Genomic DNA, 22,867 nt, shown 5'->3' with positions numbered 1-22,867 from the left:
ATAGCCCCGCTTGAAAACCAATTGCCAAAGCGCAATGAATCGTTTAAGCTGAACGGATAAGCAAATCCTGCCTGCATCTCAGAGTGGAGCTTTTACGCGTGTCTAAACTTTCACATTGGCGAAAACTATTGCTATCAGTCATCCTTTGGCCGATCGCCATTTCAACACAGGCAGCCCAAGAACCCGTCGATCAATCGGTTTACCGTGTGCGCCGCAGCGAACCTCTCAACCCCGAAAATTTAACCAAAGACTATCTGCAAGCAAAAAATCTTTTCAATAATGTCACGCTCCGTCTGAAACAGTCTCAAGATCGCTGGCGTGATGCCCCGCTTGGACGGGCAGAGATTGATCAGGTCATTGCACAATTGGCCTTGATCAATACTGAATTTTTACTCAATCGCCAAGACCTTGAGGCCGCATCAAAAGATCTCGATCTGGCTTTGACCCGTCTGCGCAATGCCCAGCTCTCGTTGACCCTTTCACGTCCGGTAGAAATGCGGGGAATGTTTCTCGACGCAGGTTCTTTGCCCAAAAGCCAGGAAGGAATCTCTCAACTGCTGGATCAATTGCAGGATACGGGATTCAATACCCTCTATCCTGAGGTTTTTCGGCGTGGCTATGCGATTTACCCCAACAGCCGGTTTACAGACCAGGATCCTGAACTCAAAAATCTGGGCTTTGATCCACTCTGGGAACTGATTCGTGAAAGTCAAAAGCGAAATTTACGGGTCATTCCCTGGGTCTGGACATTTCGGGTACGTTCACCAGGCTTTGGCAACCCCATTCTCAACCGGGTTCCGGCCTTGGCATCCATGCCAGCAGATATGGAAGATACAAAATCGGTTCCGCGCTTCCTGAGCGCAGCGGCCCCAGAATCCCGCGAGTATGTTTTCAACTTATTTCAGGAAATGTTGGATCGTTACCCAGTTCAAGGTATTCTGTTGGATTATATCCGCTATGACGAGGCCATTCCTGAAGATGCAATCAGCGCCACACGGTTTCGCCAGGAATACTTCAAAAAACATGGCGAATTCCCCCCTTTAAAAATAGCCAAAGGTACCCCACTTTTCCAGGAATGGCAATTGTGGCGTGAAGAGCAAGTCAACGCCACGGTTAGAAAATTAAAACAAAATCTGCGTGGTTACCGCAAGGAACGTGTTCTGCTGGGAGGATCGGTCTTTCGCAGCGAATCCTACAGCCGTCTCACCAAAATGCAAAATTGGCGCCATTGGGCAGATAATAACTGGATCGACTTTGCCTCTTCCATGTTCTATACCCCCGATAAAAAGGATTTGAACCTGTGGCTGGATTGGGAAACCAATGGCGGCAAACGGCAGGACATGCTCTATCCTGTCTTGGGAGCACATCGCTTTGAAAGTCCTGAAGATATCTTTGGTCAAATTGGCGTGCTACAGGATTTAAATACCGGAGGCCTTTCAATTTTCGCCTTGGCTCACTTCAAAAAAGAAAGTCTGCCCGATCTCAAACAAGGCCCCTTCCGCAAACCCGCCCTGGTACCGCATGAAGATTTACTTTTGGATTTACGAACCCTCTTAACAGATATGGGCCAATGGCTTTATCGGGTCAGTGAAGATCCTCAAGCCCCAGCCCCTGAAGCCCTGAATAGTTTTCGTTCACAACTTTTGAGTTTAAAAACAACCTACGACAAAATCCCTGGCAAATCTTATTCTGCCCTGCAACTGCAAACCCCGCTTGACGAGCTGCTTCAGGAATTAGAGAAAAAACCGCTGCCAGCCTTATTTAAGCAAGAAATCAAAGATCGTTTGAGCTACCTTGAAAAACTGATCGCAATCAAAGCCCGCCAGGAAATCAGCGCCAAAGGCTATACCCCTTCAACCCTGCCTTCTGTCGTGGTCATTCCAGCAACACGCCAGATTCCCTCTGCAAAAGTGCCCTGGACGCCCGCCCCCCCCATTATTGATGGGCATTTGGACGCCGGAGAGTGGCAGGATGCCACAGAGATAAAAATCAAGTATTGGTATAACGGCTATTCTGAAAATGGCATCAATACCAGTGTTTTTCTGAGCTATGACAGAGACAATCTTTACCTTGCCTTTGATAATGAAGAACCCAATCTTGACAGGGTCAGCGCAGAAGCAAATTCCGCCGACGATAAACGTATTTTCAGTGCCGATGACGCCGTTGAAATCATGCTGGCCCCCAATCAGCAAAAGCAAAAATATTTCCATTTTGCCCTGAACAGTAAAAATACACGCTATGATGCGCGTGTCGGAGACAGCAGTTGGAATGGCTCCTGGAAAAGTGCGGTGGCCCCACACGGTGAAGGCTGGCAAGTTGAAATGGCCATTCCCCTCAGAGAACTGGGTATCAATCCACAAAAAGGGATTGAATTGGCTGGCAATTTTTTCCGCAACCGTTTTCAGGAAGTAACCCCCTTTGCGGCCTGGTCTGTACCCTTTGAGAATTACCACACCCCCGCCCGTTTTGGCCGTCTGTTTCTGGATTAAGCTCCGTGGTAAATTGGCCAGAGAAAATCTGTGCGTTGTTTCTGGAAAAAGCCTTGGCGTTCATCACAGAATTCGAAGCCCAGGCTTTGCTTTTGCAATTGCTCTTCTTGAAGGATTCAGGTCTCAGCCCCATCTCCTGGGCAAGCTTTGAAAGTCAGCTGAATCAAGCCAGAGGAACCCCTCTCCATTTGCCTGAAAACCTCCCCCCCCCCTCAAACTTATTTCTTCACTGGCAAAAACTTCCTGAGAACTTTCTCAAAGACTTTCAGGCTGAATGGCATGTTTGGGAGCAGCAGCAATCAGGGTTTCAGCCGATCGAAAATTGGATCGGAAGTTTTTCTGAACTGATCAACAACAAAACACAAAGACGCAAAGCCGGTGTTTTTTATACGCCCCGGCCTGTGGTGCGTTTTCTTTGCCGGGAAACGCTTTCAACATTTTTAAAGCGCCACCAAAATCTCAGCCCCAAAACCAGCGAAGCCCTCTTAAAAGCTCAAACTCTCTCTCTTGACAAAACTCAAAAACAAGCGCTTGTTTCGGCTTTAAAAGAACTTAAAATTTGTGACCCGGCCTGTGGTGGCGGCTATTTACTGCTGGGAATGCTTGCCGAACTTAAAAGCTTGGAAAAACAATTATTGCCGAACCATTCTGACTATAATTGGAGTCAAAATATCTATGGCATAGATATCGACCCGCTGGCTGTCTCTGTCACGCGCTGGCGCATCTGGAAAGCAAGCAAGACTTCGGCCCAAAGTGCAGAGAATTGCAAACTTCAGATCGTTATAGGCGATACCCTGGCAGAAGGCTCTCCCTGGGGGAAAGACATCCGCTTTGACCTCTGGGTGGCAAATCCTCCTTATCTGGGAGAAAAGGGACACCAAAAGTCCTTTGAAGCCTTAAAAAAGGGAAGTTTAAAAGGTTTTTATCAAGCCCGCTCTGATCTCAGTTATTATTTTTTTCACCGCGTGCTGGATTGGAGCAAACCGGGTGCCATTGCTGGATTTTTGACCACCAGCTATTTATTAACCTCCAGTCAGGGGCAAAAACTCAGAGGAGACTTAAAAGAAAGAGCAATTATTCACAAAATAACAGATTTTCATGAATTAAGACTCTTTTCAGGTGCCTTGGGCCAGCACAATCTTGTAACCGTCTTTGAACGGGGATACGCACCCGAGCTACCAGTGAGTTTAAATCTGTGCATACGCAAAGGTCAATTCAAAGAAGCGGCACTCGATAACCTTCTGAATCAAACAACTTCAGCTTTTATACGCAGAGAAATGCGTCAAGATGAAATTTTCAGAGGCCCCGAGCTTAGCATGGCCCAGCCCGTGCGTTTGCAAATTCTCGACACGACCCTAGAGGGCATTCTTGAAAAAATTCGCAAACAACCTACGCGATTAGAAGATTTCGCTCAACTGCATCAAGGGTTGGTCAGTGGCGCAGATCGCCTGACACTTGGTCACTGTAAAAAATTCGGAATCAAACAGCCACCCGGATCTGGTATCTTTGTTTTGGATCAAAAAAAAATTCATTCCTGGCCCATAAAAGAGCATGAGCGACAGCTTTTACGCCCTTGGTTCAAAAACTCAGATATTGAGCCCTGGACAGCTCAGACACAATCAAAAAACCTGATTATTTATACAGATCGCCAAGCCCTTCTCACCCCTCAAGACAGGCTATACCAACATTTAGAAGACTATTATCCAATTCTGGCAGCCCGGCGCGAAGTTCAATTGGGAAGAATGCCCTGGTGGCAATTGCATTGGCCTCGACAAGCCTCGATTTTTGAGGGCCCCAAACTTGTTTTGCCGCAGCGCAGCCAAACAGCATTGGCAGCGTGGAACGAAACGCCCTGGTATGCCAGTGCCGATGTCTATTTCATCACCGCTCAGGCGGCAGACAATATTCTGCCCTGGCTCTTGGCATGGCTAAACAGCCCCTTGGCATGGCTTTGGCTGAGTTGTGAAGGCAAACGCAAAGGCAAACTGCTTGAGCTTTACCACCGTCCTTTGGCACAAATGCCAGTTTTGAGACCCAAGAATGAGTATGCTGCTTTCAAAAGCCTTTTAGCGGAATTGAAAGCTGGAAAACGCCCCAGCTTAAAGCTTGAAAAAACACTTCAGCAAATTTTTTATGCGCAATTAAAACTGTCTCAAACAGAGCAGTCTCAGCTTGAAGCCGCCTGGAAAAACAAGGCAGTTTAAAGCCCTTTGAAGCGTTCAAACAAGGAGCATTCATTTCTGTCAGACTTAGGCTCAGACAAAATTTCGCTCAGGCCCTTAAGTATGCTAATCTGAAAAAAAAATCTCGAGGTGCGCCCCAATGACAGCAACAGCCCCTGATTTAGAAACCTTGGGTCGGCAAGCGAAACAAGCGGCCCGTGAATTGGCCCGCTTAAAGACTGAATTCAAAAATCAGATTTTGCTCAATTTGGCACAGGCCTTGCGTCAACACCAGGAAGAAATTCTCGCCTCAAATTTTCTTGACTACAGTGAAGCCAAAGAACAGGGGCTTTCTGAAGCCATGCTCGACCGTCTGCGCCTCGATGCAGCGAGAATTGAGGGCATGGCCCGCGAAGTTGAAGCCGTCGCCCGTCTTGAAGACCCTGTGGGGCAAGAATTTGATCAGCGTTTGCTGCCCCATGGCTTAAAAATCAAACGGCGGCGCACCCCTTTGGGAGTGGTGGGCGTTATTTATGAATCTCGTCCCAATGTCACGGTCGATGTCGCCGTGCTCTGTTTTAAAACAGGCAATGCGGTTATTTTACGCGGTGGCAAAGAAACCCTGCGCACCAATAAGGTGCTGGTGCGTATCCTTCAAACCGCACTTCAGGAAGCGCAACTGAACCCCAAGAGTATTCAATTGATCGACAGCCCAGATCGCGACTTGGTCAAACAGATGCTGCATCTCGACAAGTATATCGATATGCTGATTCCCCGTGGCGGTGCAGAACTCCACCGTTTCTGCCTAGAAAACAGCACCATTCCCGTCATCACGGGGGGCATTGGGGTTTGCCATCTCTATGCCGATGCCTTTCTCGATCTCGATGCCGCTGTGCCTGTGATTTACAATGCCAAAGTGCAGCGCCCCACGGTTTGCAACGCACTGGATACCCTTTTGGTTCACCATCTGATCGCCCCAGACCTGATCCCCCTGCTCTGTGAAAGCCTGGCCCCTGCAGGGGTTGAAATTCGTGCTGATGTGCAGTCTTATCCCCTGTTTGAAGCTGAAAATTATCCCAAACTGGTACACGCCACACACCAGGATTGGGGCACAGAGTTTTTAGACCTGGTGCTTTCAGTGCGCATGGTGGAAGATCTCGATGAAGCTTTGGACCATATTGCGCAATATTCCAGTGGCCATTCTGAAGCCATTCTCACCCTCAAGAGTGAACATGCCGAGCGGTTTTTAGATGAGGTCGACAGCGCGGCCGTCTATGTCAATGCCTCGACGCGATTCACTGACGGGGCACAATTTGGCCTGGGCGCAGAAGTGGCTGTCAGCACCCAAAAATTGCATGCCCGTGGCCCAATGGCCTTGGAGGGTCTGACCACCTATAAATGGTTGGTAGAAGGGCGCTGGAGTGTCAGGCCTTAAAAGTTTCTGGTTTACATAAAGCTGCCTGTGCGGCAGTGAACCTATGTGGGCCACAGGCGACCGGCCTGTGAGCTTTCTAAGCTGCCTGTGCGGCAGTGAACCAAATCAATTGACCTTTTTTATAAACAATAAATTTCTAAGCTGCCTGTGCGGCAGTGAACTCTGGACGTTGACGGCCTGACCTGGTTGCTCTTTTCTAAGCTGCCTGTGCGGCAGTGAACTCTTCAACCTGAATACCGCAGGCCCTCAGCCTTTTCTAAGCTGCCTGTGCGGCAGTGAACTCTGTTGACCTGCATGCTCGGATGGGTTTGCATTTCTAAGCTGCCTGTGCGGCAGTGAACTTACCCAATCTGTTTGAGCGTCATCCATTGTCTTTCTAAGCTGCCTATGCGGCAGTGAACAGTTTGAGCCAAAATAGAGCCGTTGACTGTATTTTCTAAGCTGCCTATGCGGCAGTGAACACAACCGGCAGAACCTGCCAGTCTATCGTGTATTTCTAAGCTGCCTGTGCGGCAGTGAACCAGGTCTACATCAGCAGTGCCTGCGTTCCATATTTCTAAGCTGCCTGTGCGGCAGTGAACCCATCAAGCTCTATATAGTCAGCAGATTGAATTTTCTAAGCTGCCTGTGCGGCAGTGAACCTATTAATGCGCACTTTTACTGGACTTGATATTTTCTAAGCTGCCTGTGCGGCAGTGAACCTTCAGTTCATCCATCTCATCAGAGGGGCTATTTTCTAAGCTGCCTGTGCGGCAGTGAACCAAAAATTCTTTGCATGCCTTTTCGCCATAAATTTCTAAGCTGCCTGTGCGGCAGTGAACAGTGCTAATATGGCGTTATACCTCCCTTTCAATTTCTAAGCTGCCTGTGCGGCAGTGAACATTAATTCAGCTCCCGCATTCGTCCGGGTTATTTTCTAAGCTGCCTGTGCGGCAGTGAACATATTCATTCGGGAGGTTATTACGGCATTTCATTTCTAAGCTGCCTGTGCGGCAGTGAACATGTTACATCTGGCAATTCTGGTGTTGTTATTTTTCTAAGCTGCCTGTGCGGCAGTGAACACCCTTTTGATTTAGCGCCAGGGCCTAAGGGTTTTCTAAGCTGCCTGTGCGGCAGTGAACCTTTCAATACTGACGGGTTCTTGCTGGATGATTTTCTAAGCTGCCTGTGCGGCAGTGAACGTAAATATTATCCGCATTGTTCTCGGGATTGATTTCTAAGCTGCCTGTGCGGCAGTGAACGGCACTCCGATTCAGTGTTATCTCAAGCCCTGTTTCTAAGCTGCCTGTGCGGCAGTGAACCAAGTGGTTCCGCCAGATTTGGAAGATCAGAATTTCTAAGCTGCCTGTGCGGCAGTGAACTTGAAATTGCCTTCCGTGGTTAACGCCACTGCTTTCTAAGCTGCCTGTGCGGCAGTGAACAATTATTTATTTCTTCAATCTGCTCTGGAGTATTTCTAAGCTGCCTGTGCGGCAGTGAACGCTACACCATTGACCCACACTTCCAGCTTATTTTTCTAAGCTGCCTGTGCGGCAGTGAACTCTAAATTATATAAAACATATGATCGAGAAAATTTCTAAGCTGCCTGTGCGGCAGTGAACTCTCTCCCCATGCAGAAGATGATTTTATTGGGTTTCTAAGCTGCCTGTGCGGCAGTGAACGAAAATTCTTACCGTAAAAACCTGGCGATTGAGTTTCTAAGCTGCCTGTGCGGCAGTGAACGGTTCCCAGAATCAATAGGCTCAGGGCCTCACTTTCTAAGCTGCCTGTGCGGCAGTGAACAAATGGGAATCGATTGTCAGAATGCGGTTTCTTTTCTAAGCTGCCTGTGCGGCAGTGAACTGCCCCATGCAGGCAAATCGGTTGATACAGTTTTTCTAAGCTGCCTGTGCGGCAGTGAACAATTATTTTGTTGGCTTCCCCAACCCTTTCCATTTCTAAGCTGCCTGTGCGGCAGTGAACCCATATATGAACTCAAGCACGCCTGGCTTAATTTTCTAAGCTGCCTGTGCGGCAGTGAACACAGACCATTTTTTCGTTGTGAGGTTCTGCCTTTTCTAAGCTGCCTGTGCGGCAGTGAACTTACTGGCAAGGAATCTCTTCCTGCTGATCCTGTTTCTAAGCTGCCTGTGCGGCAGTGAACATTCAACATAATCGAATCGTAAACATCAGTAATTTCTAAGCTGCCTGTGCGGCAGTGAACTAAATAATCTGGGAAATCATAATTCTGCCGATATTTCTAAGCTGCCTGTGCGGCAGTGAACGAATCTGTGATGACTGTTTTGAATCGTGCCTTTTTCTAAGCTGCCTGTGCGGCAGTGAACAGGGCCAAAACCCGCAAATCGTTGTAAATATTTTTCTAAGCTGCCTGTGCGGCAGTGAACTACGAATCAGCAGAGTTCAGGGGCTTTATTGATTTCTAAGCTGCCTGTGCGGCAGTGAACCGATTCCATTGACGATTATACCGATCCTAATTTTTCTAAGCTGCCTGTGCGGCAGTGAACCACCGGGCCAGCCTGGCTACAGCGCAGGGCATTTTCTAAGCTGCCTGTGCGGCAGTGAACCAGACTTTTACCGGGCAGGTGAGTCCTGCGCATTTCTAAGCTGCCTGTGCGGCAGTGAACGTCGGTTGTATTTGCCCCTGTTTCCACTTCCATTTCTAAGCTGCCTGTGCGGCAGTGAACATAATGATCAGGCTGCGTCCGAATAATTTAGATTTCTAAGCTGCCTGTGCGGCAGTGAACTACACCACTCTGTATTTTCGTGGGCATTGTTTTTTCTAAGCTGCCTGTGCGGCAGTGAACGATAATCTCAGTTTCAGAAGTGCCCTTTTTAATTTCTAAGCTGCCTGTGCGGCAGTGAACCTTATGGGATGGCAAACGCTTTCAAAACTTTGTTTCTAAGCTGCCTGTGCGGCAGTGAACTCGCATTGGCACGCTCAGATAAGGTTATGGCATTTCTAAGCTGCCTGTGCGGCAGTGAACCTCAAATCAGGACAAACCCCCCGGCTTTCTGTTTTCTAAGCTGCCTGTGCGGCAGTGAACAATGTGTACCTTGTAACGTATTGAGAAACATATTTCTAAGCTGCCTGTGCGGCAGTGAACAACCCTGCGTCTGCTGCAACCCCATTTGCATATTTCTAAGCTGCCTGTGCGGCAGTGAACTGGAGCCCCAGGACAATCGGCGGCTGACATTTTTTCTAAGCTGCCTGTGCGGCAGTGAACGTCGTGACCAATTGCGGAATAAGCTGCGTCATTTTCTAAGCTGCCTGTGCGGCAGTGAACTCTGGTTGCTCTTTGAACTGAATTATTTTTCTTTTCTAAGCTGCCTGTGCGGCAGTGAACCACTGAAGCCACTGGCAGCGTGGTTTCTTTTCTTTCTAAGCTGCCTGTGCGGCAGTGAACAGCTGATAAAAAAGCCCCAAATGCCTCTCTATTTTCTAAGCTGCCTGTGCGGCAGTGAACGTTGGAGAAAATGTTATTGGGTTCATCAAATTTTTCTAAGCTGCCTGTGCGGCAGTGAACGAGCATGATATCAACAGTATCGGCAATATCATTTTCTAAGCTGCCTGTGCGGCAGTGAACTATCGAAAAGCGCTTTCTCGTCTCAAATTTTTTTTCTAAGCTGCCTGTGCGGCAGTGAACTGACGCATATTACTGCGCGATTTTCGCACCAATTTCTAAGCTGCCTGTGCGGCAGTGAACCATAATAAAAAAGCTTAATAAGTTGATCAGAACTGACTTTAAGCCACTAAATAGCAAAAAAATGAATCAATTATTATATGAGCCAAAAGCCAATACTCATCTAGTTTCTAAAAAGCCTCAAAAATATTGGTCAAAATTCTGGCACGGTTGAGTGACTACTTAAACCATAGGTTGAGAAATACCCAGACACAGGATTCTCAACCACTTCTTTTTGAATAAACAGCTGAAACCGACGTTCAGAGCTATGACTATTCATCAGAATATAAGGCGTTCTCACTTCTTGAGGTTTAAAACTTTGCAGAAATGCCATTGCCTGCTCAAAAGAAAGTCCCTCTCGCTTTGCCTTTCGACGCGCCAAACGTTCAATGCTAGATTTTGGTTGTAGACGCCGATAAACAGCATAAGTATCAATCCGATCAGGAACATCTCTTATACCGGATAAATCAACATAGTCATTGAAACGTGAGAGCCATTGTTTCATTCTAAGTTTTTCCAATAAATCTCTTTCAGTTGCAAAGAACCTGCAACGCTCACCCAAAAAATGAGATTGCCCATCGTAATCAGGAAAAGAAATGCCAACAGAAATCTGGCCATCAGGGTTCTGGATCTCAACCAAGGCCAAGTGAACCTGTTGAAATATTTTTTCCCATAAAAAATAAACACCGGCCTCTGGTGTGGGAAGAAGGGTAAGTTGTTGAAAAACCTCCATTCATTACTCCTTGCCACTTTCACCAAAAACGCCACCCCGAACAAGCACAGCCATGACAAAATGCTCATCTTGCTTATTGCTCAAACTCTCTCCACGAGCCCAACGATCAAACAGTGTGTAAAAATCAGCTTTGTCTTTAGGAGTACGATATGCTCGTCCAAGATTGGTAACTGCCCCATAAGGCTCAATGGCAATTGGCCTCCCATTCATTTCATCATTTTCGGGATACCAAGTATCGATGGTTCTTAACGCATTGCCAATTTTTTGAGAGTGCATGCCCGCGATATTATTCACTGAATAAAGAATTTTGCTTTTCTTGCCTTTGCCTTTATCCATCACCAATTCTTCACTGGGATAGACTTCCTGAGCTGTTCCTATCAAGGCATAGGCATTGATTTCCAGCAACAGAAAACTGCGTTTACCTGATAAGGCCAAAGCAATTTGCTGGGCCAGAGAAGCTATCTGAGCATTAGAACAATCAAAATCTTGAACACTAAATTTTGTGGCATCAAAAATCCAAGTATTTTCAGGTGAATGAACATCCTTCACCTGAATTTCCATTTTTTCAGCGCCTACACGATTTCGCCAGAAAAAACGTCCATTGGCAATATTCACAGCATAGCGACGGGCCAACTCAGAAAAACCTTCACTCTCAATATATTTTTGACCCGCTGCTGTGAGAGTTTTTTGAAATTCATTATTATTACAAGCTGAGGGAATCTCAGCACCCGCTAAAATTTTGAGTGTAAATTGCAATTTAAGCGTATCTTGCTCCACTCCCAATGCACAGTAATCTACGGTCTGCAGATTGGGTTTTTCAACTTCTGCATCCAATTTTGCGGGGTCGCTTTTCAATTCCTTTTTCAACCGATTCGAAATGGTTCCCCGAACAGATTTTTCCATAACACTTAAGGGCATCGCATTTTCATTTCGCTGCTCCCAACACGTGCCATATAAATAGCCATCAGAGGGTACCAATTTTTTTTCAAAAGCCAATACAGAAGCCACTTCTTCTTTTTTTGCCATGGTTATTCTCTCCCACTTTTTGTTTGTTGACAAAGATATAAATTCTGTTCCAAATCGGTCTGATAATACCAAAACATTTCATCCAGAGACTGAATCCGATAGGGCATCACAAACTCTCCCAAGGTGACCAAACTTTCAGCAAAGCGATGGGGGGTATGCGAATCCCGCTGATGTTTAGCTGGCGCCAAAGGAGTTAAGCCATGAAAGCCCACCGCAATGGGAACAATCCAACCTGAATGCTTTCTCTGAGCAGACCAGACAACCTGCCCAGCATCGTTTTCTTGGCTGCGGTTTTGGATTTTCAGATAATCCAGCATCGCAGTCAGAGCATCCTGGCCGCTATTCATAGCCTCTTGCATCAGTTCTCGGCGTTCCATCAAAATATAGCCGGGCATTAAGCGACGGGTTAATTTTCTCAGTTCTTCTTCAGTATGAATCGTCATGGCATGAAGAGGCTTAAAATTGAGAATATCTCCACCAGCCAGTTTTAAACCAGAATGCAATAGTTCTGAAAGCAAGTCCAGCCATTGGTTATCTTCTTGCTCAAGCAAGCTTAAACCCGAATACTCCACGACCAAAGAAACCCGTAAATGACAGCGAGCTTCTTCAATAAACGAAGGACGTTTTCCCTCTCTATTCAAAGGATTGCCAGTTCCTATAATCGAAGCATCAAAATCGCCCAAGCCCTTATAGGTTTGCAAATTTAGCTCATGACAACAAACCGCAACCTTTTCAAAACGAAGCTTGGCATACCCATTTTGATTCATTTGACGCTGCAAAGCATGAACAGCTCCCAACCAAGCAGTCATGGCAGGAAAGCCAATCGTATAGGGGCTCGAAAGTGCATTGGCATTTTGTATTGAAATCTGTGGAATAAGAAAGACGCGTCTCATAGGAAAGCCTCTTCGTGCTTGTGCAGTAAAGATTTTAAATGCTGGTAAAAATCGTCATCTTTCAAAGGCAAAGCCAAATCCCCTAAATTCTTGGCGTAAGCAAAGATAAACCAACGGGAAAAATCTTCAATCACGCGACTTATCCAATCTGTTTCGGATATGCGTTCATCCAAATAAAGATCATCAAGCCAAATTTTTTGGTATTTGTGTAAATCCTTATAATTGAGCCCCTCACTCCAGCCTTGAGGTTGCTCACGAAATGCCCAGACCTTTTGCAAAACCTGATCCAGAATGGATAAAATCCAGTGATCCCGACCTTGACGAATATTCAAATTATTAATATCTGCAATTAAAAGCCGATGCATGCGTTGAAAAGATTCTTGAAAATGCCGATACCACAAAGTTTCTCTAAAAAAGTCTCGTGTTGGCAGCCTTAATTCCCGTTGTTCAAGCACAGGAGGTAAACTGGGTAGAAGATAGGCTTTGCCACCATTTTGATTATTCAACACACTAATATTTTGAGGTTTGGTGCCCCCAAACCCTATAAGCGTCAGATTAAACACATCATCATAACCTTGGGTATTCAAACGATCGTGTTTTTTATCTTCTCTGGCTTGTTTTGAGGCCTCAGAAAATTTCAGTTCTCGAATTTGTTGAGTCAACTCAAATAAAATTCCTGAAGGGGTCAACACTGAGAGCAGATGGTAATCTTCTTCAACAGGAAAATAAACCTGTTTAATTCTTTCATGTGTCAAAAAATCTGAATTCGATTTTTTGACACTCAAAAATCCCTGAGCCAAATTTCGGTAAGATTCAGTTGAAATACTAAATTCATTCTGAATATACTCCGAATTTGTTTCAAGATGTTCTAAAATCGTTTTTCCATCAATGAGAATAAGAGATAAAAATTTATTTACATCTAATGCAGCTGCATTGCCAAACCAATCCAAATCAGTTACAAGATTCCCCGATCGAAGAAAACCATCAGGTGCGTAGGGGGCATCAGCAATAATCGCAGTACATGAAGAGCCAGGATGGCTGAATTTACTGGGGTGACTGACCAGCGATAACTGGCCTGCACGCTTGGCAGCATCAGGAAGCCATTCAACCAATGAAAATTTTTCACCTGCTTCTTGAAGCAAAGCAGATTGTTCTTCTTCAGACAGATTGTTTTTTAGCCTGCCCTTTAACCAGTCCTCTTTACGCTTGTCAAGGAAACTTTGAATAGCTGGATCCACTTTTATTCTCCTTCAAAAGGAATACAGCTTTATACACCAAAATTAAATGCCGTGCAAGGCCGAAAATAAATTTAGTCTGAGCTTCTGAATAAACCAAATTGATCTGAGTAAATCAAACCCCTTTGGTTCTCATAAAAAGCAAATTGAATCTCGCCAAACCGCTGGGAGACACGGGTCATACTTTCTTTCAAAACAGTGGCCATTTCCTCTAAAAGAGCAAGATAATCACGCTTCAACCAAAGGCGGTTTTCAAATTCTGCTGGCAGAATAAAATTTTGGATATTGTAAATCTGCTCCACACGATGAAAATCACCCTGCTTGTGTTTTTCCATAAAGCACAGATTTCCCTCTTCCCAAATATAGGTGAGAGAAAGGGTATTTTGACCTTTGCGAAAGGGATTTTCTTTTTGTGGCAATGCAGATAACCACCAGTTTTGGGTCAACCAGCCCTGAAGGGTTTCGCAGCCCAAGGCTTGATAAGAGCTTAAGAGATACGCCATGGTTTCATGTTCTAAATCAGCAAAACGCTCCTGCGGAAGCAGTTCAATTGGCTTCTGAATGCGTGGAATGGCTGTAATCTGTTCTTCAATCTGACTTCCCTGTAAAAGTATATTTAGATCATGGGTTGATAAGTGAAGTTTTCCATTGAATTCTCCTGCTTTTCTTTCGTATCCTGGCCTGTGATAAGCAAGCGTTTTTCCTTGAAGTGCCTTTAGATTATATTGCATCAGGGCAATATTCTCAGATTCAACTCGCTTGTCACGGTGACGTAAAACACGACCTGCCAACTGAATAATCGAACGAAAGGAAGAGGGTTCCACCACAGCCCAATCAAAATCATGATCTCTTCCGATTTCCTCAACAGGGGTTGCCACCAAAATAAAAACCATATCTTCAGCTTCAGAGTTTTCAAGGTGAGCACGAATCACAGGATGTTGAAAAATAGCAGGAGACCGTTCATCCTCATCCTTTCGCTTTAAAACTTGATCTAAATGCTTTTCCTGAGCACTGCGCAATAACAAAACTTGCTGGCTGTGATAGGCCATTATTTTTGCATCGACCCCTTCTTCCCAAGGGGCCTGAAGTAAAAACTTTACCAATTCAATACAAGGTAAAATATTTGCGACACGAATCAAGCCAAAAGAAATACGCTTACCCGAAACAGGATCTACAAGATGATGCTGGCGGTGTTTCTCAAGTGCACTCTTTCGAATAAGCTCAAAGTATCTTTCTGTCAACGAAAGAGCAGATTCTTCAGTTTTAAGAGAATCACAAAGTATAATTTTCGCCTTCCTACGAACAGGTGTTTTGAGCGGATCTGAAAGTTTTTTAACGCGTTTGAAAATAAAGTCTGAATGAAAACCATGGTACTGTTCTACAGCATTTTCAGTTGCATCAAGAACCTTAATCTCTGTTTTAAACTCATCTACCCAGGCACAATTAATTTTTTGGCTGAGATTTCGACTTTTTGCATACAGAAGCCAACCCTGCCTATAAGCATGCAAATAACCTTCAGCCAAGTCGGGGGGGATCGTTGCCGAAGAAATCATAACTTTGCGTCCAGACATTCCAGCCAAATGAATCAGTCGTCCAATCGCGATCAAATCTGAGCCATCAAAATCATCTATCTCATCAATGACTAAATCTGAAGACATCAGGCGAAGGGAGGGCAAAATATATCGCCCTCCCCGAATAGTTTCTGTTGCAGCCATCATATGATCGAGAGTGCAAACCAATACAGGTGCATAGAGAAATTTACGATCCCGCTCGCTTCTGAGAACCGTATTCAGCCTTTCCTCTAGAACAGGCGCAGAAAAATAAATTTCCCCCTCCAGAAGGGGTTCTTGAGATTCAGAACCAGATTCTGAAAAGTCCTGCTTAAGTGATGTCTGTCTATCAAGAGAATGCAATTGCTGAAGTGCTGAAGAACCGATTAAAACAGCTAATTCTGTATCATCTAAACCAATTCTACTTCGGTATTCATCCCCTGTTTGCAGAGTTAGCGTTCTTAACCCCAGGGCCAGAATATAACGTAAACTGTCTCCATCCTCAGACAAGATACGCATGATTTTGGCATTCGCCATCGTTTTTCCTAAACCTGTACTGGCCATATTAACAGCAAAAAAAGCACTTTGACTGATTGAAACTGAAGATTCAAGCGTCTCTCTACGCCATGTTTTTATGGCCTCAACAGCTTTATCCTGCCAGATATATATTCCCTGACTTTTCTTTTTCAACGGGCGAATATCCTGTGCAAGTGGAAGTGTGGTTTCAAAAGCGGGTAAAAAATGATTGATTTTTAAAGCATTTTCAGCAACTCTCACCAAATGTTCATCTAGTTTTTGTTTAAATGTGCCCGTAAGGCGATCTGTATTGGCGAAAAGACGAATGCTGGATACCCAATTCTGATCGGCAGCCTGAGATGAATAGTGGTGATCGGCCAACATCAAGGATAAGCGGGAATAATGCAGAATCAGTCGCCAAGTACCGTCTTGAATTGCCTTTTCTAAAAGGGGTAAACAATTGAGCAATCGAGAAGCCCATTTTTTGAGTTGTTTATTCCAAGCTTCAGATTCAATGAGGAACCCCTGGGGAAATACAAAACAGTCAGGTAATCGCTGCTCAAATTCTCGAGGTTCTAAGCGATTCTCATAGCCATAATCAGCGGCAACCAAAACAAAAAACTCTTGAAAAGATCCCAAAGCATGACCACGCAAGTCTTTATTTGTTAAAGGCAAACGATGATGGGAAAGCACCAACCAAGCAATGAGACTTGCTGCTGAGGGTAGGTTTGCCAATGGCTTTTGAATTCTTTTTAAATCAAAATTCAATAGGTCTTGGCTAACACCTGTTTGAACAAGCTGACTCAACCATAACGCATCCTGGGAATCATGCTGACGAACCAAAGCATTTAAGAGCAAACAGGAAATCCATTCATGCCGCAAAGGATCCGCAATAGGTTTTGATGCTTGTAATTTCTTTTGAAAACACAAGGTCGCCTTACCCCAGTCATGAAAAAGGGCAGCCAAAGCAGACAGAGCATTAATAACAGGCATATACTGCCAGTTATTTTCCCATTCAGTATTGATCACTTGAGCACGTGTGGTGTGAACGGGGACATGGCCTTCAGCGTTGAATTTATGACGGTTCCCCACGATCCAAATCAGCTCAGTCCGACGATGACTGCGAATCCAGTGGCAGGCAACGGCTGTATTTTTTGAAGCTGATTTACGCAGCAAACGGCGCACAGCATTTAACCCCTCTTGGGTAATCACGGTTTGCCAAGTTCTATCCCCAATACGAGAAGCATAGGAATCAAGTATCATCCGGGTTTTATCCAGTGCTTTTTTTTCACACTGAGCAACAAAGGTCACAATCACGATGAATGCCCTACAGCAAAAGCCACTGATTTAACTTTTTCAAATAAAAAGTCCAATGCCTGATACTTACTGAAACCTTCAAGACATTGCTGCCTGAACTCCTGATCTTTAAAATTTTCCTGAGCACAAATAAACGCCCAAGGCAAAATCAAGGTGTCTTTAATCAAATCAGCCACATCAAAGACCAAGGCTCCGCGCCGGGTCTTTCCATGCATCACGGCAAATCCATGCGGAATTCCTAATACCCAAAGTGTGGTTGCGGCTAAACCGTAAGCCAAATAATTGCCATGATCCAAAAAAGAATTAGCTCCGTCCTCAGAATATCGCTCACGAACGAACTTACCACCGTATTTCGTTCTTTTGGCAGCTATTTTATAAAGTGCTTTGGTGAATTGAGCCTCTGCCTGAAGTAACTCAGTTGTTGAAACTGAGTCAGGAATACACTTACGAAATTGACTTAAAGCAGAAGAGATGTCCCTATCATCTAGATAAAACCCATATCCCTGTAATTCTCGATCCTTTGACCAAACGTTTTCAATAAAATCACATCTTGCCCTCTGAAACAGCTGTGCAGCAATCAGACGTTTTTGCTCATCGAACCAAAAAGACATCCAGGCCTGCATATACTCTGTCGGTCGATATTCACTCTGAGGCGATAACCACTCAATTTCAGTTGCAGAGATCAAAGGAGTTCCTCCACTGCCACTGAATCCCAACATAACCCCAGCAGAAGCCATTAACCTAACAGCAGCCTGCGTAATCGAAGTTCCTGTTCCCAAAAGTACAACCGAGGTATTCGCTATTGGGATATTCCAATATTGCTTCTCTTCAGAATTTTCTGTTAAGAAAACAACTTTACCGCCTTTAACCATTACTCGACAATGCTCTAAATAAAAGAGATTGGCACGCTTAGAAGTCAGAATAGCTTTTAGTTCACGTTGTTCACCAAACAGATTTTTCATTGCCCACTCCTAAATAGGTACTGGTAAAATGCAACCTAAATCCGAAAAAGAGGCTTGCCCCGCAGCTCGGCCAAATTCTTAGCGCCCACGCAAAACATCGCCACGCGCAGCTCCATTAAAAAGAGCTGAATGCGGGCCTCTACAGCGGCAGCTGATTCTGTTGCAGCCTGTAAAAAAGGGCGGGCCACACTGACCAGATCGGCCCCCATGGCCAAGGCTTTGGCGGCATCCAGGCCATTGCGAACCCCACCGGAAGCAATCAAAGGCATACTGGGTGCTGCCTCGCGACAGAGCTGGAGTGAAATCGGGGTGGGAATGCCCCAATCGGCAAAGGTTTCACCCAATTGACGGCGCATGGGTTCCAGGCTGCGTTGCGATTCAATCAAGGCCCAGGATGTGCCTCCAGCACCGCTGATTTCAAGGGCAGCAATTCCGGCCTGTACTGCCCTGGCCGCCAAATCTCCCGAAAGGCCACAGCCACACTCTTTTAAAAGCACAGGAAAAGGCAGGTGCTGGCAAAGGGCTTCGATTTGAGGCCAAAGCCCGCTGAAATTGGTGTCCCCTTCAGGCTGAATCGCCTCCTGGAGGGGATTGAGGTGAAGATACAGACCATCGGCCCCAATTCCCTCTACGGCAGCACGGCAATGGCTGACATCAAAACCGTCGTTCAATTGGACAGCCCCTAAATTTCCCAAAAGCAGAATATCTGGAGCCCGATCACGCACCTGAAAACTGGCTTGGGCTGAAGGATCGACCAGCATAATTCGCTGAGAGCCCACCCCCATGCCAATGCCTGTATTTTGTGCAGCCAAGGCCAAATGGTGGTTAATTTCCCCCCCCTGGGCCGGGCCCCCCGTCATCGATGAAATCAAAAGGGGAGCTTTGAGGTTTTTTCCTAAAAACGTACAGCTCAGGTCAATCTCAGCCAGGTCTAGTTCTGGCAGCCCCTGGTGAATAAATTGGTAAAACTCAAAACCCGCAGGTTGTGAAAATTGTGAACGTGGCCCCAAGGCAATCGAGATATGATCCAGTTTGCGTTGGCGTAAAGACTCGTCAGCCATTGATTTCCTCCCTTGCAGGAACCCGCACCTGATAAACAGCCACTGCTCCCGCTGCGTTTAATGCTTCGCTGACTGAATGCTGGCTTTCTGGGGAAACCAGACAGACCACCACACCGCCTCCCCCGGCCCCAGAAAGCTTGGCCCCCAAAGCCCCGGCCTGCCGGGCCACAGAGCAAAGTTGATTCAAGCCATCGGTTGAAACACCCATTTCAATCAAAAGCTCCTGGTTGCGGTTCATCAAGATTCCCAGCGACTCCATTTCAGCCTTGGCAAGGCAGGATTCAGCCCGCGCCACCAAGGCGCCGATTTCCTGAAAAACCCATTCACTGCGTTCCGGTTGGGCCAAACGCCATTCTGCTACTTTTTCAACCTGGGTACGGGTAGCAGCCTGCTGACCTGAATCTGCAACCAAGAGAGACAGCGGCTGGGCCAAATCCAGGCTTGAATAATGATCCGGACGCATAAATCGCAAAGGCATTTCACGCACAATCACCTGGGCATCAATCCCGCTGGGGCGACCATGGTAGAGCTGATCCATGCCCTGCACAAAATCCAGGCTCTGTTCCAAGCCCGGATAAACATTGCAATAATTCGCCATGGCCCGCCAAAGCGCAGTGGTCACTGCAGTACCACTTCCCAAGCCCCGTGCCACCGGAATTTTGCTTTCTATCCGTACGGTACAGGCCGGCCAAGGCGCTTGAAGCGCATCCAGGGCGCGAACCAAAGTTTCAATTAAGGGCTCCGGGGAGGACTGGGGCGGCTCGGGCAAATCCCAGAGCGCGGGGAGATCAGGGGCCTCAAGTAAAATACCCGCAGATTCAGAGGCTTCGATTCTGACCTGGGCCTCGAGTTGAGGCAAAGGCAAAGCCAGAGCCGGCTGCTGATACACCACGGCATGTTCGCCCATCAGAATCAGCTTGGCACACGCCCTGGCAAAACTCATGAAGCGGAAGCAGGCTCTTCTTCGATCAACTGACGGGCACGTGTCACCGAGACATCTCGCAGACTGACCAAACGGGCTGCCAGCGTATCTATCTGCTCCCCTGTCGCCCCTGCGGTCATGGCCACGGTACGGGCATGCAGGGCCATATGGCCTTTTTGAATGCCATCGGTCGCCAACGCACGAATGGCTGAAAGATTTTGAGCCAATCCCACGCAGACACAGACCTCAGCCAATTCACGGGCACTGCGTACCCGTGCGAATTTAAGCGCGATTTTCGCCATCGGATGCAGGGAAACCGCCGCACCCACAATGCCCAAGGCCATCGGCAATTCGAGTTCGCCGACAAGATTGCCGACATCATCCCGGTACCATTCGGTCATCGAGCGGTATTGTCCGTCACGGGCAGCATAGGCATGGGCAGCAGCTTCGACAGAACGCCAGTCATTGCCAGTCGCCATCACCACCGCATCGACACCATTCATAACGCCTTTATTGTGCGTCACGGCCCGGTAGGGGTCCAAAACCGCAAAGTTTTGGGCCTGCACAATGCCTTCCACCACTTCTTCGCCCTTGAGATTTTTGGTATCAAAACAGTGAGGAGGAATCACAGCGCGGGCCTTGGCCAAACGGCGGTCAGCCAGATTGGAGAGAATACGCAGATAGACTTTGCCACCGGTCAGGTTTTCGATGCTTGCGGCCAGCCCTTCGGCGGTGGTATTGATCAGATTCGCCCCCATGGCATCACAGGTATCCACGAGAATATGTACGACCATCATGCGTCCATAGCGTGAATTTTCGCTGCCCAGCTGCCGCACTTCGATATCGCGCATGCCGCCACCACGGGCGACCAGATTGGGGATATAGCTATTGCCTTCAGATATCAAGGCCTCTTTGGCGGCCAGAACAGCGGCCTCTGCCGCAGCAAAATCAGGGCAGTTTACGACCTGAATCTGACCAATCATCAGGGGTTCGGTGCTGGTGGCGACAAACCCACCGGCTTCGCGAATGATCTTGGCGCCAAAACTGGCAGCAGCAACCACAGAGGGTTCTTCAATCGCCATCGGCACCAAGTATTCTTTGCCATTGATCAGAAAATTCGCGCCAACGCCCATGGGCAAACTGTAAATACCCACAGCATTTTCGATCATTTTATCGGCCTGTTCAAGCGTTAAGGCCCCCTGAGAACTCAGGGCCTCAACTTCATCAACGACCAGTTCATAGACTTCTGCCAGTTTTTCAATCCGCTGCTCAATTGAGAGCAGGTAAAAGCCAGGTATTCGGGATGTTTTCACGCGTCTCCGGCCGTTGTCTCGACCCGGCCCTCCATTTTTTCGAGGGTGTATTTCAAGGCCTTGACAGCCTCTTTGATTTCGTCTTCGCCACCCGCCAGATGCAGACGGCCAAAGGCACCAAAGGAACGGATTTCAAGAATTTTCAGTGGCGCAGCTTTTTCAGCTTCGTTGGCAGCCAAAAGGGCATATCCAGCAGGATAGGTTTCAAGTACAAAGAGGGTCTCACCCGCTTTGATCATATCGCCGTGTCGCATGCGGTTGATCAGCATGGAATGGTGGGGATCGATGCCGGTAATCATTTGATTGGTCATGATTTGGGGTTTGATCCGATCATTGATCGTCATGCCCAACTCTTCTAGCACCACATCGCCAGCCGAACGGACTTCGGCCTGATCAAAATCATGTACTTCAAGAATGCCAAACTGGCGTTCTACAATTTGCATGCCGGGCTTGACACGGGTGCGTTTGAGAATCACATCGGTCAGGCGGTTGATTTCAATCCCGGGGCCAATTTCAATAAACAATGAAGCCTGCCCTTCAATCGGCAGATACCCCTGGGAAATCGTGGCCTGAAAAGCCGCTACCTGGGGTTGAAGGATATCAATATAGGTGAAAGTTCTCAGTTCGATCATGCGGTATGTCCTTGTGCATGGATTTGCAGGGAATTATACCACAGCAAAACCCTGCCCTTGGGTGGAGCTTTTGCAAGTCTCGCAGACACTCGATTCGATTGAAACTCCCGCAAAAATCGGTTTTTTTCTCCACCCGACAATGAATGACCAAATTGCCCACCCCAAAACCCTTCTCAGAAGGAGGGTGTTATAATGAAGCGAGTCTCATGACGGGGGCATCAAAGACCGGTTCGAGGAGGAAATGGAATGAGATACAAAGCCACACAGGATTTTGCTCAGACCATGGACGCCAACGATCCCCTGCGGGATTTCAGGTCTAAATTTTATATGCCCCCTGGTAAAACCCGCGCTGAGTGCATTTACCTCTGTGGTCACTCACTGGGTTTACAGCCGCGCACCACCCAAACCTGTATCGAAGAAGAACTTGCCGACTGGCGCAATCTGGCCGTAAAAGCACATTTTGAGGGCCAACATCCCTGGATGTATTACCACGAACTGGTGACAGACTCTCTGGCCCGTCTGACGGGAGCCAAACCGATTGAAGTGGTGGCCATGAACTCTCTCACCACCAATCTGCATCTGATGATGGTTTCCTTCTATCGCCCGACCCTCGATCGCCATAAAATTCTGATCGAAGGCCCGGCCTTCCCCTCTGATCGCTACGCCGTCGACTCCCAAATTCGCTACCATGGCTTTGACCCAGATGAAAGCCTGATTGAACTTCAACCTGATGCACAGGGCCGCGTCAGCAGCACCCAGATCTTAGCCGCGCTGGAAGAGCATGGCGAAGACATTGCCCTGATCCTGCTTAGCCCTGTGAACTATACCAGCGGAATATTTCTGGATATCCGTTCGATTACCCGCCTGGCCCAGGCCAAAGGCTGCAAAGTCGGTTTGGATTTAGCGCACAGCATTGGCAATGTGGTGCTCAAGCTGCATGA

Annotated in this window: 14 protein-coding genes, 1 pseudogene and 1 CRISPR repeat array (1 of these 16 cut by a window edge); of the genes and pseudogenes, 5 read left to right on the top strand and 10 right to left on the bottom strand. The window is 47.0% G+C overall.

All coding sequences use genetic code 11. The features are described 5' to 3' along the window. The first annotated feature begins 98 nt into the window (after positions 1–98). The 3 genes from COW20_16255 (at position 99) to COW20_16245 (ending at position 6,086) form a co-directional block, all read left to right on the top strand. Entirely contained in the window at positions 99–2,489 is a 2,391-nt protein-coding gene (locus tag COW20_16255) for a hypothetical protein (GenBank protein ID PIW46471.1), read from the top strand. A 5-nt stretch (positions 2,490–2,494) separates the two neighbouring features. Continuing rightward, positions 2,495–4,693: a hypothetical protein gene (locus COW20_16250; protein ID PIW46470.1), complete on the top strand. Its 2,199-nt coding sequence runs from the start codon at positions 2,495–2,497 to the stop codon at positions 4,691–4,693. 118 nt (positions 4,694–4,811) lie between these two features. Next, the gene (locus COW20_16245) at positions 4,812–6,086 is read left to right on the top strand and encodes a glutamate-5-semialdehyde dehydrogenase (GenBank protein ID PIW46469.1); all 1,275 of its coding nucleotides are present in this window, start codon (positions 4,812–4,814) and stop codon (positions 6,084–6,086) included. A gap of 13 nt (positions 6,087–6,099) precedes the next feature. Continuing rightward, positions 6,100–9,790: direct repeats of the CRISPR family, unit length 28 nt; unit sequence TTTCTAAGCTGCCTGTGCGGCAGTGAAC. A gap of 130 nt (positions 9,791–9,920) precedes the next feature. Here COW20_16245 and cas6f read toward each other — a convergent pair. The 10 genes from cas6f to COW20_16195 all read right to left on the bottom strand — a co-directional run bounded on the left by cas6f (position 9,921) and on the right by COW20_16195 (position 21,926). Then, positions 9,921–10,499, bottom strand: a complete 579-nt coding sequence (gene cas6f / locus COW20_16240) for a type I-F CRISPR-associated endoribonuclease Cas6/Csy4 (GenBank protein ID PIW46468.1) — start codon at positions 10,497–10,499, stop codon at positions 9,921–9,923. Positions 10,500–10,502: 3 nt separating this feature from the next. Continuing rightward, positions 10,503–11,525 (bottom strand): type I-F CRISPR-associated protein Csy3, encoded by a 1,023-nt coding sequence (gene csy3, locus COW20_16235; GenBank protein PIW46467.1) that lies wholly within the window; start codon positions 11,523–11,525, stop codon positions 10,503–10,505. 2 nt (positions 11,526–11,527) lie between these two features. Further along, the gene (csy2, locus tag COW20_16230) at positions 11,528–12,418 is read right to left on the bottom strand and encodes a type I-F CRISPR-associated protein Csy2 (GenBank protein ID PIW46466.1); all 891 of its coding nucleotides are present in this window, start codon (positions 12,416–12,418) and stop codon (positions 11,528–11,530) included. Next, positions 12,415–13,662, bottom strand: coding sequence for a type I-F CRISPR-associated protein Csy1 (csy1, locus tag COW20_16225; protein PIW46465.1), 1,248 nt, complete (start codon positions 13,660–13,662; stop codon positions 12,415–12,417). Before csy1 ends, csy2 begins: the two co-directional genes overlap by 4 nt. A 65-nt stretch (positions 13,663–13,727) precedes the next feature. Further along, a complete protein-coding gene (gene cas3f, locus COW20_16220; GenBank protein ID PIW46464.1) occupies positions 13,728–17,036 on the bottom strand; it encodes a type I-F CRISPR-associated helicase Cas3 in 3,309 nt (1,102 codons plus the stop codon). Next, positions 17,033–17,998, bottom strand: coding sequence for a subtype I-F CRISPR-associated endonuclease Cas1 (locus COW20_16215; protein ID PIW46463.1), 966 nt, complete (start codon positions 17,996–17,998; stop codon positions 17,033–17,035). Before COW20_16215 ends, cas3f begins: the two co-directional genes overlap by 4 nt. Positions 17,999–18,033: 35 nt before the next feature. Then, entirely contained in the window at positions 18,034–19,059 is a 1,026-nt protein-coding gene (locus COW20_16210) for a type 2 isopentenyl-diphosphate Delta-isomerase (GenBank protein PIW46462.1), read from the bottom strand. After that, positions 19,052–20,002: a mevalonate kinase gene (mvk, locus tag COW20_16205; protein ID PIW46461.1), complete on the bottom strand. Its 951-nt coding sequence runs from the start codon at positions 20,000–20,002 to the stop codon at positions 19,052–19,054. Before mvk ends, COW20_16210 begins: the two co-directional genes overlap by 8 nt. Next, positions 19,999–21,294: a hydroxymethylglutaryl-CoA reductase, degradative gene (locus tag COW20_16200; GenBank protein PIW46460.1), complete on the bottom strand. Its 1,296-nt coding sequence runs from the start codon at positions 21,292–21,294 to the stop codon at positions 19,999–20,001. The genes mvk and COW20_16200 overlap by 4 nt, the downstream gene beginning before the upstream one ends. Beyond that, the gene (locus COW20_16195) at positions 21,291–21,926 is read right to left on the bottom strand and encodes a hypothetical protein (protein ID PIW46459.1); all 636 of its coding nucleotides are present in this window, start codon (positions 21,924–21,926) and stop codon (positions 21,291–21,293) included. The genes COW20_16200 and COW20_16195 overlap by 4 nt, the downstream gene beginning before the upstream one ends. Between COW20_16195 and COW20_16190 the strand changes: the two genes are divergently transcribed. Both COW20_16190 and kynU read left to right on the top strand, forming a co-directional pair. After that, positions 21,925–22,119 carry a hypothetical protein gene (locus COW20_16190; GenBank protein ID PIW46458.1) on the top strand — a complete coding sequence of 65 codons (195 nt, stop codon included), beginning with the start codon at positions 21,925–21,927 and terminating at the stop codon, positions 22,117–22,119. The genes COW20_16195 and COW20_16190 overlap by 2 nt on opposite strands. Positions 22,120–22,172: 53 nt before the next feature. Beyond that, positions 22,173–22,867, top strand: a pseudogene (kynU, locus tag COW20_16185) (kynureninase); it runs 494 nt beyond the window's last position.

Source organism: bacterium (Candidatus Blackallbacteria) CG13_big_fil_rev_8_21_14_2_50_49_14, assembly GCA_002783405.1.
Lineage (GTDB): Bacteria > Cyanobacteriota > Sericytochromatia > UBA7694 > UBA7694.
This window is presented reverse-complemented; position numbering and strand designations above follow the sequence as displayed.

Bases quoted from the DNA above. Each gene is read 5' to 3' on its own strand.
- COW20_16215 (PIW46463.1), bottom strand. From the start codon at position 17,998: ATGAAAAATCTGTTTGGTGAACAACGTGAACTAAAAGCTATTCTGACT.
- COW20_16190 (PIW46458.1), top strand. From the start codon at position 21,925: ATGCGGTATGTCCTTGTGCATGGATTTGCAGGGAATTATACCACAGCA.
- csy2 (PIW46466.1), bottom strand. From the start codon at position 12,418: ATGAGACGCGTCTTTCTTATTCCACAGATTTCAATACAAAATGCCAAT.
- COW20_16210 (PIW46462.1), bottom strand. From the start codon at position 19,059: ATGGCTGACGAGTCTTTACGCCAACGCAAACTGGATCATATCTCGATT.
- COW20_16195 (PIW46459.1), bottom strand. From the start codon at position 21,926: ATGATCGAACTGAGAACTTTCACCTATATTGATATCCTTCAACCCCAG.
- cas6f (PIW46468.1), bottom strand. From the start codon at position 10,499: ATGGAGGTTTTTCAACAACTTACCCTTCTTCCCACACCAGAGGCCGGT.
- csy3 (PIW46467.1), bottom strand. From the start codon at position 11,525: ATGGCAAAAAAAGAAGAAGTGGCTTCTGTATTGGCTTTTGAAAAAAAA.
- mvk (PIW46461.1), bottom strand. From the start codon at position 20,002: ATGAGTTTTGCCAGGGCGTGTGCCAAGCTGATTCTGATGGGCGAACAT.
- COW20_16245 (PIW46469.1), top strand. From the start codon at position 4,812: ATGACAGCAACAGCCCCTGATTTAGAAACCTTGGGTCGGCAAGCGAAA.